This is a genomic window from Stenotrophomonas sp. AGC87 (assembly GCF_057333975.1).
This window is the reverse complement of sequence record NZ_JBHFHW010000042.1, coordinates 25,410-38,137: the sequence shown is the minus strand read 5'-3', so window position 1 is coordinate 38,137 and position 12,728 is coordinate 25,410. Positions and strand designations below refer to the sequence as shown.

Below are 12,728 nucleotides of genomic sequence, written 5' to 3'. Positions count from 1 at the left end.
CCCCCCCCCCCCCCCCCCCCCCCCCCCCCCCCCACTACCGCCATGCGTGTAATCCCTCGCCACGCGGCAGAATTGGGGGTTCTCAGCGGTAGATCCACGCCATGCGTGGATGCGGTCCGCGAAAAAAGGAGGCCCGCCCAACGGGCCTCCATCCACCCTCAAACCGATTCTGCGCCCGGCTCGACCACCGGAGCATCCACGCCGCGGCCACGCGCGCGCCGGATGATCCGCGACACCGCCGTGCTCATGTCATCGAGCATCGCGTAGATGGTCGGCAGGAACAGCAGGCTGACCACCGTGGAGAACGCCAGGCCGCCGGCGATGGCGCGGGCCATCGGATAGTACGGCGGGCCATTGCCGAGCAGCTGGGTGTCGGTCATGGAGATCGGAATCATCGCCAGGATCGCGGTCCCCATCGTCATCATGATCGGGCGCAGTCGCTCGCGTGAACCTTCCACCAGGGCCTGGGTGCGGCCCATGCCACGGCGGCGCAGGTTGTTGATGTGCTCGATCATCACGATGCCGTTGTTCACCACCACCCCCATCAACACCAGGATGCCGATGAAGGACATGATCCCGAACGAGGTGCCAGTGATCCAGAACAGCCAGAACACACCGAAGATCGAGAACAGCACGCCACTCATGATCGCCGCCGGGAACAGCAGCGATTCGAACACCGCCGCCATCACGACGTAGATCATCACCAGCGCGATCACCAGATTGAACATCATCTGCGACATCGCCTGGTCGTCGTCGCCGTAGTCGCCGCCGTCGAAGCTGAAGGTGTAGCCGGCCGGGAAACTCATCGGCGTGAGCATCTCCTCCATGGCCTTGCGCCCTTCCGGCACGGTGACCTTCTCGGCCAGGTTGGCCTTGATGGTCAGCGTCGTCTGGCGGTTGGTGCGACCGATCTGCGTAGCCGAGGGCTTGATCGCCACATCCACCAGGCTCAGCAGCGGCACTGAACGACCGTCACCGGTGCGCACGGTGTAGCTGGCCAGGTCTTCCGGGCTGCTCTGCTCGGCACCGGCGAAACGCACCCACACCGGCACTTCGCTGTCACCGCGGCGGAACTCGCGCAGCGGCGCGCCACGCAGGGCCAGGCCGACAAAACTGGCGACCTGCTCGGCGTTGAAGCCGAAGGCGGCCGCGCGCTCGCGGTCCACATGGATGGACAACTCGCTGCCCTTCTCGCCGTTGTCGATGCGCACGTCGCGCAGTTCCTTGCGCTGGGCCAGCAGCGGCACCACTTCCTCGCCGATCTCCTGCAGCATCTTGGTCGAGTCGCCGACCAGCTGCACCTGTACCTGGTTGTTGCCACCGCCGCCGCCGTCGCCCGAGTTGCCGACCACATAATCGGCACGCGCCGAACGCGGCAGGCCCTTGCGCAGTGCCTCCTGCACGGCCGGCATGCTCTTGGCGTGCTCGGTGTCGAAGGTCACGATCGTGCTGCTGCCTTCCTGCTCGCTGTACCAGGAATACACCTGGGTGATGTGCAGCGCCTCGCGGTTGTCGTCCAGGTAGCGTTCGACGCGTGCCACTTCCTCGGACATCTGCCCGAACGTATAGGCGCCCTTCCAGTTGTACCCGATGAACACCTCGTGGCCACCCTCGCCACCGAACATGTCGATCTTGGTCAGCTTCATCGGCACCAGACTGATCAGGATCACGATCAGGATGCCGAACACGCTCCAACCGCGGTGCTCCAGGGTCCACTGCAGCAGTGTGGCGTAGCGGCGCTGCAGGCGGGCGATCACCCCGCTGTCCGAATGCACCAGCTTGGGCGTCTGCATGCGCGCGGACAGCATCGGGATCAGGCTCACCGCGACCAGCCAGGAGGCCAGCAGCGAGACCGAGATCGTGATGGCGATCTGCGACATGAAGATGCTGATGTTGTTCGTCTCGCCGAACAGGTTCGGCACGAACACGATGCAGTGGCACAGCGTGCCGGCGCTCAGCGCGATGGCCACGTTGCGGGTGCCGATGATCGAGGCCAGCCGTGGCTGGTCCGGCATCCGCTCACGTTCCTGGTAAATGCTCTCCACCACCACCACGGCGTTGTCCACCAGCATGCCGACCGCCAGCAGCAGGCCCATCATGGTCAGGATGTTGAGGGTGACGCCGGCGAAATACATGAAGCCCAGCGTGATCACGAAACAGATCGGGATCGCCAGGGTCACCATCAGCGTGGATGGCCAGTGGCGCAGGAAGAAGAACAGCACCGTGATCGACAACAGCAGGCCGACCGCACCCGCCTCGGCCAGCTCCAGCAGCGAAGACGTCACCATCGTGCCCTGGTTGTCGATCACCTTGATCTGCACATCGCGCATCGAGGGCTGCGTGCGGATCGCCTCCACTTCCGCCAGCGCGGCACGCGACACCTCCACCAGGTTGGCGCTGCGTTCCTTGTAGATATCCAGGCCGACGGCCGGGTTGCCGTCCAGGCGGCGACCGTAGTTCATGCGCGTGGGTTTGAGCCGGATCTCGGCGATGTCGCCCAAGCGCAGGCCCTTGTTGTCGATGACCAGATCGCGCAGATCCTGCAGGTCGGTGATCTCGCCCACCGGCTGGATGCGCACGCGCTGGCCGTTGTCGTCGATCTGCCCGGCCGAGATCGAGAAGTTCAGCGTGCGCAGGCGGTCGCTGAGCTCGTTGATGCTCAGGTTGTGCGCGGTCAACCGGTCCGGGCTGATCGCAATCTCGACCTCGTTCGGTGGTGCGCCGGAGATGTTGACCCGCGCCACCCCCGGGATGCGCTCGATGCGCCGCTTGAACTCGCGGTCGAGCATGTCGTAGGCGCCGGTCAGGTCGGTGGCACTGGCCAGGCGCACCTTCAGCACCGGGTCGTCGCTGCTGGACCACTTGAACACGTTGTAGCGCTGCAGGTCGTCAGGCAGGTCGCTGCGGATCGCATCGATACGCTCACGGGCATCCGACGCCGCGATGGCGATGTCGCGGTCCCAGTCGGTGAACTCGATGAAGATGCTGGCGCCTTCGGAGGTGGCCGAGGAGCGCATGCGCTTGATCCCGGTCATCGTTGCCAACGCTTCTTCGGTCGGCCGGATGATGTTGCGCTCGACCTCCTCCGGCGTGGAACCCGTATAGGGCACCTGCACGAACAGGAAGGGTGCCGAGATGTCCGGCAGCGCTTCCAGCGGCAGCCGGAACGAGGCGATCAGGCCCACCACCGCCAACGACACAAAACACATGATCGTGGTGATGGGCCGGCGGATGGAGAACTCGGCAATGCTCATGCCGGCTCCTGTGCAGCGTCAGGGTCCGTCCCGGACACGCGCGTCTTGAGGTGGCGGCCGCGCTCGCGGTAGTAGGCGTCGCCACGACGATCCAGCAGGTCGTACACCACCGGGATCACCACCAGGGTCAGCAGGGTGGAGACCAGCAGGCCACCGATCACGGTGATCGCCATCGGCGCGCGCACTTCGGCGCCCTCGCCCATGGCCACCGCCAGTGGCAGGAAGCCGAACAGCGTGCACAGCGTGGTCATGATGATCGGGCGCAGACGGGAACGCGCGCCTTCCACCAGTGCCTCGCGCTTGGGCACACCGGCCTCGCGCAGCTGGTTGACCTTGTCGATCAGGATGATCGCGTTCTTGGTCACCAACCCCACCAGCAGGATCAACCCGATGAACACCACCACCGAAATCGGCTTGCCGGTCAGCATCAGCGCCAGGATCGCGCCGACCAGCGCCAGCGGGATGGTGAACAGGATGACGAACGGGTGCAGCAGCGATTCGAACTGCGAGGCCATCACCAGGTAGACCAGGAAGATCGCCAGGCCGAAGGCGAAGATCAGCGAGCGCGCCGAATCAGCCAGTTCCTCACCCTGCCCACCGATGTGCATGCCCACACCCGCACCCAGCGGCTGCTTGGCGACCATGTCCTGCACTTCACGCACGGCACCACCGAGGTCGATATCGCGCAGGTTGGCCGAGACCACCGCCACGCGGGTCTGATCGGCGCGGTGGATCTCGCTCGGGCCGTTGGTGGCGACCACCTCGGCCACCGAATCCAGCGTCACCGGCCGGTTGCTGCCCGGGTTGACGATCAGCCGGCGGATGCTGTCCACGCTGGCCCGGTCGCCTTCCTGGGCACGCACCAGCACGTCGATCTTGCGGTCGCGGAAGCTGTAGCGCGTGGCCACGTCACCGCGCACCTTCTTGACCACCACATCGGCGATCTGCCGCGTGGTCAGGCCCAAGGCACCGGCGCGCTCCTGGTCGAAGCGGATCTGGATCTCCGGGAAGCCCTCTTCCACCGTGGATTTGACGTCGGCGTAGTGCGGGTTGTTGCGCAGCATCGCAGCCAGCGCCTTGCCGGCCGTTTCCAGCGTGGCCATGTCCTGGCCGCGCAGTTCCACTTCCAGCGGGGTGGAGAAGCTGAAGAGCGCCGGGCGGGCGAAATCGACCTGCACGCCGGGGTGCTGCTGCATCGACTCACGCAGGCGCTCGGTGATCGCCGCTTCGGTGCGCGCGTTGCCGCCGCCGGCCATCACCACGGTCAACTTGCCGATGTTCTCGCCACTCTCGGTCGGGCTGGCATCCAGGCGGGTGCCGCTGCCGCTGACCCCATACAGCGAGGCGATGCTGTCGTCCTTGGCATGGGCCAGCTGCATCTCGCGGACCAGCGCATCGGTCTGCTTGAGCGGCGTGCCGGCCGGCAGCTTGGCGGTCATTTCGAAGCGGTCCTGGGCCAGCTGCGGGATCAGATCCGCACCCAGCATCGGCACCAGCGCCATCGTGCCGACGAAGGCCAGCGCGGCCAGACCCAGCACCTTGCCCGGGTGATGCAGCGCGCCCGGCAACAGCTTCAGGTAACCGCGCTCGGCACCGGCGTACGGCTTCATCGCCACATCGCTGGCCTTGCGCATCACCGGGCCGACCACGGCCACCAGACCGCGCCAGACGCGGATCACCGACCAGGCAATCCCGAAGCAGATCCAGCGCACCAGCGTGCCCACGCCGCGACGGCTACCGGCGACCGGCTTCAGCCAGCGGCTGTCCGGCTGCCACGGCTGATGCGCGGGTTCTTCCGGGAAGGCCAGCGGTGGCCGGCCCTTGAGCGAGCTCAGCATCGGGATCAGGGTCATCGACACCAGCAGCGAGATCGCGATCGCGATCGCCACGGTCAGCGCCTGGTCGCGGAACAGCTGGCCGGCGATGCCGTCCACGAACACCAGCGGGAGGAACACCGCGATGGTGGTCAGGGTCGAGGCGACCACGGCCATGCTCACTTCGCGGGTGCCGACGATGGCGGCCTGCAGGATGCTCAGGCCACGCTCGCGCGCCTTGGCGATGCTTTCCAGCACCACGATCGAGTCGTCCACCACCAGTCCGGTGGCCAAGGCCAGACCGCCCAGCGACATCACGTTCAAGCTCAGGCCGAGCTGGCCCATGAAGAAGAACGTGGTGATGATCGAGACCGGCAGCGACAGGCTGATCACGAAGGTGCTCCAGCCATCGCGCAGGAACAGGAAGATGATCAGGATGGCGAGGATGCCGCCGATCACGGCGTCTTTCTTGACGTCGCTGATGGCGTGTTCGATGAAGCGCGACTGGTCTTCGATGGTGGTCAGTTCGGCATCGCCGGGCACCTGGCCCTTGATCTGCTCCAGACGCGCACGCAGCGCCTCGGCGGTCGACACCGTATTGGCATCGCCCTCCTTGTAGATCGCCAGCTCGACCGCCTCCTTGCCGCCGAGGCGGATGATCGCTTCGCGTTCCTTGTAGCCCTGGCGCACGGTGGCGACATCCTTCAGCCGCACCGGCACGCCATTGGCGATGTTGGTGGAGCTGCTGCTGGATGCGCTCTGCGCGGCCGAGGCGGCGGCCACGGCGGCATCCGAGCCGGTCGAGGCGGCGATGGCGAACATCTGCTGCATCGCTGCGTCGGCGGCGCTGCCGTTGCTGCTCTGGGTGGTCACCAGCAGGTTGCGGATGTCCTCCAGATCGGCGAACTGGTTGACGGTGCGCACCAGGTAGCGCTGCGAGCCCTCCTCCAGGCGACCGCCGGAGATGTTGATGTTCTCTTCCTTGAGGCGCTTGATGACGGTGTCGATCGGCAGGTTGAGCTGGGCTAGCTTCTGCTGGTCGATGTCGACCTGGATTTCATCCTCCAGACCGCCGCCAACCTTGACCGCCGCCACGCCGGTGACCGGCTCCAGTTTCTTCTTCAGATCTTCATCGGCGTAGCGGCGCAGCTCGGTGAGCTGGCGCACGGCCTCGGCATCGCTGGATGGATCGGTCTTCGCCGAGATCACCAGGCGCATGATCGGCTCGGTGGACGGATTGAAGCGCAGCAGCACGGGCGATTTCGCCTCCAGCGGCAGGTTCAGCGCTTCCATCTTGTCGCGCACCTCCAGGCTGGCCTGGTCCATGTTGGTGCCCCAGGCGAACTCGAGCACCACATCGCTCTGGCCGGTCCGCGAGATCGATTTGAGCTTGCGCAGGTTCTTGACCACGCCGACGGCTTCCTCGACCGGCTCGGTGATCAGCGTTTCGATTTCCGCCGGCGCTGCACCGGTGTATTCGGTGCGCACGGTCAGGGTCGGGTAGCTCAGGTCGGGCAGCAGATTGACCTTGAGATTGCCCAGCGCGATGAAGCCGAACAGCATCAGCGTGACGGTGAACATCGCGATGGTGACGCGGCGGCGGGTGGCGAATTCCACCAGGCCGCCGCCATGGGCACCTGGGCGCTCGCCCTGGTGCGGATCCTTGCCGTGGTCGTTGCCGGCCGCTGTCATTGACGGCTCTCCGCCTTGGCCGGTGCCGGCTTGGCGACGGCAGTGGCGGCCGGCTTGTCACCGATCACCTGCACCGCGGTGCCGTCACGCAGCGCCACCTTGCCGGCGGTCACCACCTGGTCACCGGCGGCCAGGCCCTCGCGGATTTCCACCCACGGGCCTTCGGCATAGCCCAGCTTGACCGGCACGCGCGCGGCCTTGCCCTCGCGCACGCGGAACACCGCCGGCTCGCCATCGTCGAGCAGTGCGATGCGCGGCACCACCAGAGCATCGGCACGCTGGTCGTAGTCGATCCGGATGCGGCCGAACATGCCCGGCTGCAGGCCTTCAGCATCTTCGCCAAAGCCACTGACCACGCGGAAGGTGCCGCTGCCGGCATCGACCACCGGCGAGATGCGGTCCACCGTGCCCGGGAAAGTCTTGCCCGGCAGCGCATCGGCGATCAGCGTGACCGGCTGGCCCGGGCGCAGCGTGGCCAGCTCGCGCTCGGGCACATTGAGCGTGGCTTCCAGGCGCGAGTTGTCGACGATGCGGAAGATCGGTGTGTTGATCTGCACGAAGTTGCCGGTCTTGATCGAGCGCGAGGCGATCACGCCCGAGATCGGCGCGATCACGGTCGTGTAGGAGAGCTCCAGCGTGGCCAGGCGGTACTGCGCGCGGGCATTCTCCAGGTCGTACTTGATCTGGTCGACGTCCGAGGCACTGACCATCTGCTGGCCGATCAGCTTCTGGGCGCGCTGGTAATTGTTCTCCAGCTTGCGCATCTGCGCCTCGCTCTGGGCCACGGCCAGGCGCGCACGGTCCGGATCCAGCCGCACCAGCGGCTGCCCGGCACGTACCTGCTGGCCCTCTTCGACCAGCACCGCCAACGCGACGCCGGAGGTCTTGGCGACCACCTGCGACTCACCCCGCGGTTCCAGTGCGGCCGTGCCGGTGTAGCTGGCGGCGACGGGGCGGCGGCTGGCGGCAACGGCTTCGACCGGTACCGCATCAACCTTCTTCTCGGCCTTGCCGTCCTTTTCAGCGGCGTTGGCTTCGGCGGGGCCGGCGCCACCGCAGCCGCTCAGCAGCAGGGTGGAGGTGATCAGCAGTGCAGCGGCACAGCGTCCGGTGCGGCCGAGCAGGAAAGAGTGTCGCGACATCGTCGTGTCCCTAAGGATGCGTGGGCAGGTGTGGTAGCAAAGTAATGCACCACGTCACGACCACACCATATCCCAAAGGTCATGGTGACCTGCGGCGATGGCTTCCCGGGCCCGGTTTCAGCTAGATGAAATGGCAGGCTATACTCGGCCCAGTTCCGTACCCCACGCCGGAACGACCAGACCCGTTTATCGGAAAAGGACATCATGCGCCCGCAGCCGCTCGCCGCTTGTCTCGTTCTGGCCGTCCTCCTGCCCCTCGGGGCCGCCGCACAGGCCGCAACACCCGCTCCTGCAGTACCTGCCACCCCCGCTCCGGCCACCACCGCGCCGGCGCCCGCCGCCGTCACCGGCCGGTTCGACAATGGCCGGGTGCTGGCCTACACGTGCCAGGGGTGCCACGGCATTACCGGGTACAAGAACGCCTACCCCAGCTACAAGGTGCCCAAGATCGGCGGGCAGACCCGTGAGTACCTCAGCCAGGCGCTGACCGAGTACCGCCACGGCAAGCGCAAGCATCCGACGATGCAGGCGCAGTCGATGAGTTTCAGCGAACAGGAGATCGCCGATCTCGCTGTTTACCTGTCCACCGTCAAATAAGCGCGCTCATGTCGAAAGCCACGCCACTCCAGCGTTACGCCATCGCCCTGTCCGTTGCCCTGCTGATGACTGCGTGTTCGCAGTCACAGGTGGAGAACAGCGCAGATTCCGCCGCCGATCCGGGCCACGCCAGTGGTGAACACGGGTCCGGCTCCTCCGCCGGCCTGCCGGCCGGCCGCATCGCCGCCGGTGAGGCGCGTGCCCAGGTCAAGGGTAAAGCCACCGGGCAGAGCTGCATCGACTGCCACGGGGCGGACGGCAACAAGCCGATCGACCCGACCTACCCGAAACTGGGTGGGCAGTACGGGGATTATCTGGCGCACAGCCTGCAGGCCTACCGCGCGGGGGATCGCCAGCACGCGCTGATGACCCCGCAGGCGACCGACCTGAGTGATCAGGACATCGCCGATCTGGCTGCGTATTTCGGCTCACGGCCGACCCAGCTGCGGGATCTGCACGGCTTGAAGTGACGGCGGTAGAGCCGACCGTTGGTCGGCTGCCATCAGCCACGCATGGCGTGGCTCTACCGGTGCGTGACGGTTGTTCAGCCACGCATGGCGTGGCTCTACCGTTTGCTGCGGTGTTCGGGGGGGTGGAGCCACGCCATGCGTGGCTGCCCCTGCCCGATTGCCGGATCAGGCGTCCAGCTCTTCCCAGCGCGCGTACGCGGCATCCAGCTCGGCCTGCACCTTGGCGAGCTTCGCATTGTGCGCGGCCATGTCGGGCGCGCTGCGCTGATAGAACGCCGGGTCGTTCATCGCGGCGGTGAGGCCTTCGACGTCCTTCTCCAGCGTTTCGATCTTCAGCGGCAGCTGTTCCAGCTCGCGCGCGTCCTTGTAGCTCAGCTTGCGCTTGGGCTCGGCCGGCGCGGCAGCAGCAGCGGCCGCAGCAACCGGCTTGGCCGCCACCACCGGTGCGGACGCAGCCGCGGCGGCCACGCGTGCGGCGTGGCGCTGCCAATCGGTATAGCCGCCCACGTACTCCCCGACCACGCCATCGCCTTCCATCACCATCGTGGAGGTCACCACGTTGTCCAGGAAGTCACGGTCATGGCTGACCAGCAGCAACGTGCCGGTGTAATCGCTCAGCAGCTCTTCGAGCAGCTCGAGGGTTTCCACGTCCAGATCGTTGGTCGGTTCATCCATCACCAGCAGGTTGGAGGGCTGCGCGAACAGCTTGGCCAGCAGCAGGCGGTTGCGCTCACCACCGGACAACCGGGTGATCGGCGCGCGGGCGCGCTCGGGCGAGAACAGGAAGTCCTGCAGGTAGGCATGCACGTGCTTGCGCTTGCCGTTGAACTCGATGAAATCGCGGCCCTCGGCCACGTTCTCGATCGCGGTCCAGTCTTCGCGCAGCACCGCACGGTACTGGTCGAAATACGCGATCTGCAGGTTGGTACCGGCACGCACTTCGCCGCTCTGCGGCTGCAGGTCGCCCAGCAGCAGCTTGAGCAGCGTGGTCTTGCCGCTGCCGTTCGGCCCGATCAGGCCGATGCGGTCGCCACGCAGGATGACGGTGCTGAAGTCCTTGACCATCACACGCTCGCCGAAGGCGAACGAGATGTCCTTGACGTCGATCACCTTCTTGCCGGAGTTCTCCGCCTGCGCGGCTTCCATGCGCACGTTGCCGCCGAGTTCGCGGCGCTGCGAGCGATCGTTGCGCATTGCCTTGAGGCGGCGCACACGGCCTTCGTCGCGGGTGCGGCGGGCCTTGATGCCCTGGCGGATCCAGATTTCTTCCTGCGCGAGCAGTTTGTCGAAGCGCGCGTTTTCCTGCGCCTGCGCATTCATGCGCTCTTCGCGGCGGCGTTCGTAGTTGGCCCAGTCGCCCGGCCAGCTGGTGACCTGGCCGCGGTCGATCTCGACGATGCGGGTGGCCAGTGCACGCAGGAAGCGACGGTCATGGGTGACGAACACCACGCTGCCGTTCCAGTTTTTGAGGAACATTTCGAGCCAGTCGATGGCTTCGATGTCCAGGTGGTTGGTCGGTTCGTCGAGCAGCAGCAGATCCGGCGAGGACACCAGCGCGCGGCCAAGCAGCACGCGGCGCTTCATGCCGCCGGACAGGCGCGCGAATTCGGCATCGCCGTCCAGGTCGAGCTTGGTCAGGGTCTCGCTGACGCGCTGATCCAGGCCCCAGCCGTTGGCGGCATCGATCTTGGCCTGCACGGCCGAGAGCGCATCACCGTCGAAATCCTCGGCCATGCTCAGGTGGTGGAACTCGGCCAGCCACTGGCCCAGCTCGCCCAGGCCATCGGCGACCACGTCGAACACGCTGCCGGCGGCACCGTGCGGGACCTCCTGTTCCAGGCGGGTGATGCGCACCCCCTGCTGCACGCGGACTTCGCCGTCATCGGGCTTGTGATCGCCGGACAGCAGTTTGAGCAGGGTCGATTTGCCGGCGCCGTTGCGCCCGATCAGGGCGATACGCTCGCCCGGCTCGATCGACAGTTCGGCTTTTTCCAGCAACAGGGGGCCGCCGACGCTGAAGTCGACGTTTTGCAGAGTAATCAGAGGCATCCGACCATTGTACGGTCTGGCGGCAACCGCGTCGCTTACTCCTGACCGAACGCGTCCGCAGGCAGCCCCAGCAGCGCCCACAGCGCCGTGGGCACCCGCTTGCCCGGATGGCGTACCACCCACAGCTGGCGCGACATCGGCGGCACCGGCGTCTCCACGACGCTCAAGCTGCCCAGCGCCAGCAGATCGGCCACCGCATGCCGCGACAGGCACGCCAGGCCAAGTCCGGCCGCAGCGGCCTGCTTGATCGCCTCGGTGCTGCCCAGCTGCATGGCGCGGGCAAAGTGATGCAGGTGCGGCAGCAGCGCCTGCTCGACCGCCTCGCGGGTGCCCGAACCCGGCTCACGCAGCAGCCAGCGGGCCTGCGCCAGCGCCGCGACATCCATGTTCGTGGGCGTCGTTCCCGGCGCGGCCACGATGACCAGATCATCGCGCTGCCACGGCATCACCTGCAGGCCGCTTTCATGGCACGGGCCTTCAATCAGGCCCAGATCGACCTCCAGGCGCTGAACCGCCGCGACCACGTCCGCGCTGTTGCCGATCTGCAGGTCCACCTGCGCCTGCGGGTTATCGGCCAGCAGCGCGGCGACGCGGGACGGCAGCAGGTAGTTGCCGATCGTAGTGCTGGCCCCGAGCCGCAGCAGCAGAGGCAGTGCACCGGGCCCGACCTGCCCGACCCCGGCCAGCCGCTCCAGATCGACGGCGGCGACCAGCAGCGCGCGGGCCGGATCCAGCAGCGCCCGCCCCTGCGGATTGAGCACCAGCCGGCGCCCGATCCGGTCGAACAGCGGGCTGGCCAGCTGGCTTTCCAGTTCATTGAGCGCCGCGCTGGTGGCCGACTGCGACAACGCCAGCTGCGCGCCCGCCGCAGCCGTGGTGCCGGCGTCGGCAATGGAGACGAAAACCTGCCATTGGCGGAGGGTGAGGTGCATACGCCAATTAACGCACTAAACAGGTCGAATTGACATGAAAAATGCGTTTTACAGGTTCATCGGCGGCGCGCAGGCTATCGCTGTGATCTGACTGGAGATAGCCGTGAACACCTCTGCCGCCGCCCTGCCCTCACCCACCACTGCGCAGCGCTGGCGCGGCCGCCTGCCCGGGCTGCTGCTGACCGGCGCGGGGGCGGCCGCGGCCATGGGACTGGCGCCGCTGCCATGGCTGCAGACGCACGGGATCAGCGCGCTGACCCTGGCCATCGTGCTCGGCATCGCCGTGGGCAACACCGTTTATCCGCGCCTGGCTGCCCCTGCCGGCGCCGGGGTCGGCTTTTCCAAGCACTGGCTTCTGCGGGCGGGCATCGTGCTGTACGGCCTGCGCCTGACCTTCCAGGATATCGGCCAGGTCGGTGTCGGCGGGGTGCTGATCGATGCGCTGGTGCTGACCAGCACCTTCGCGTTGGCCTGGTGGGTCGGCACGCGCTGGTTCGGCCTCGACAAGGAGAGCGCCCTGCTGATCGGCGCCGGCAGCTCGATCTGCGGTGCGGCCGCGGTGATGGCGGCCGAGCCGGTGGTGCGCGGGCGCGCCGAGCAGGTGACCGTGGCCGTGTCCACCGTGGTGGTGTTCGGCACGCTCGCGATGTTCCTGTACCCGCTGCTGTACCAGCTCAATCAGGCGCACGGCTGGATCCCGATGAGCGCGCAGGCCTACGGCGTGTTTACCGGCTCGACCGTGCACGAGGTTGCGCAGGTGGTCGCGGCCGGCCGCGCC

Annotated in this window: 8 protein-coding genes; 3 read left to right on the top strand and 5 right to left on the bottom strand. The window is 66.9% G+C overall.

Annotated features, from left to right (window positions below; all coding sequences use genetic code 11):
* Positions 1 to 158: 158 nt before the first annotated feature.
* From ACE026_RS17355 to ACE026_RS17345, 3 genes are read right to left on the bottom strand one after another with little or no spacing between them, the layout of a single operon-like run.
* Positions 159 to 3,254 (bottom strand): efflux RND transporter permease subunit, encoded by a 3,096-nt coding sequence (locus ACE026_RS17355; RefSeq protein ID WP_486040047.1) that lies wholly within the window; start codon positions 3,252 to 3,254, stop codon positions 159 to 161.
* A complete protein-coding gene (locus ACE026_RS17350; protein ID WP_486040046.1) occupies positions 3,251 to 6,760 on the bottom strand; it encodes an efflux RND transporter permease subunit in 3,510 nt (1,169 codons plus the stop codon). Before ACE026_RS17350 ends, ACE026_RS17355 begins: the two co-directional genes overlap by 4 nt.
* Positions 6,757 to 7,902: an efflux RND transporter periplasmic adaptor subunit gene (locus tag ACE026_RS17345; protein ID WP_486040045.1), complete on the bottom strand. Its 1,146-nt coding sequence runs from the start codon at positions 7,900 to 7,902 to the stop codon at positions 6,757 to 6,759. The genes ACE026_RS17350 and ACE026_RS17345 overlap by 4 nt, the downstream gene beginning before the upstream one ends.
* A 204-nt stretch (positions 7,903 to 8,106) precedes the next feature.
* Here ACE026_RS17345 and ACE026_RS17340 point away from each other — a divergent pair, with 204 nt between their 5' ends.
* Together ACE026_RS17340 and ACE026_RS17335 are read left to right on the top strand one after the other, a co-directional pair.
* Positions 8,107 to 8,499: a c-type cytochrome gene (locus ACE026_RS17340; RefSeq protein WP_486040044.1), complete on the top strand. Its 393-nt coding sequence runs from the start codon at positions 8,107 to 8,109 to the stop codon at positions 8,497 to 8,499.
* A gap of 8 nt (positions 8,500 to 8,507) precedes the next feature.
* Positions 8,508 to 8,969 carry a c-type cytochrome gene (locus tag ACE026_RS17335; protein WP_019183110.1) on the top strand — a complete coding sequence of 154 codons (462 nt, stop codon included), beginning with the start codon at positions 8,508 to 8,510 and terminating at the stop codon, positions 8,967 to 8,969.
* Between the two features lie 165 nt (positions 8,970 to 9,134).
* Here the strand turns inward: ACE026_RS17335 and ACE026_RS17330 are convergent, their stop codons facing one another.
* Together ACE026_RS17330 and ACE026_RS17325 are read right to left on the bottom strand one after the other, a co-directional pair.
* Positions 9,135 to 11,018, bottom strand: coding sequence for an ATP-binding cassette domain-containing protein (locus ACE026_RS17330; RefSeq protein WP_121042118.1), 1,884 nt, complete (start codon positions 11,016 to 11,018; stop codon positions 9,135 to 9,137).
* Positions 11,019 to 11,053: 35 nt separating this feature from the next.
* On the bottom strand, positions 11,054 to 11,950 hold the full coding sequence (locus ACE026_RS17325; RefSeq protein WP_486040042.1) for a LysR family transcriptional regulator: 897 nt from the start codon (positions 11,948 to 11,950) through the stop codon (positions 11,054 to 11,056).
* 103 nt (positions 11,951 to 12,053) lie between these two features.
* On the opposite strand from ACE026_RS17325, the gene ACE026_RS17320 reads away from it, so the two are divergent.
* On the top strand, positions 12,054 to 12,728 hold a 675-nt coding region (locus tag ACE026_RS17320; RefSeq protein WP_486040040.1), incomplete at its 3' end, for a YeiH family protein.

Bases quoted from the DNA above. Each gene is read 5' to 3' on its own strand.
- ACE026_RS17345 (WP_486040045.1), bottom strand. From the start codon at position 7,902: ATGTCGCGACACTCTTTCCTGCTCGGCCGCACCGGACGCTGTGCCGCT.
- ACE026_RS17340 (WP_486040044.1), top strand. From the start codon at position 8,107: ATGCGCCCGCAGCCGCTCGCCGCTTGTCTCGTTCTGGCCGTCCTCCTG.
- ACE026_RS17355 (WP_486040047.1), bottom strand. From the start codon at position 3,254: ATGAGCATTGCCGAGTTCTCCATCCGCCGGCCCATCACCACGATCATG.
- ACE026_RS17330 (WP_121042118.1), bottom strand. From the start codon at position 11,018: ATGCCTCTGATTACTCTGCAAAACGTCGACTTCAGCGTCGGCGGCCCC.
- ACE026_RS17350 (WP_486040046.1), bottom strand. From the start codon at position 6,760: ATGACAGCGGCCGGCAACGACCACGGCAAGGATCCGCACCAGGGCGAG.
- ACE026_RS17335 (WP_019183110.1), top strand. From the start codon at position 8,508: ATGTCGAAAGCCACGCCACTCCAGCGTTACGCCATCGCCCTGTCCGTT.
- ACE026_RS17325 (WP_486040042.1), bottom strand. From the start codon at position 11,950: ATGCACCTCACCCTCCGCCAATGGCAGGTTTTCGTCTCCATTGCCGAC.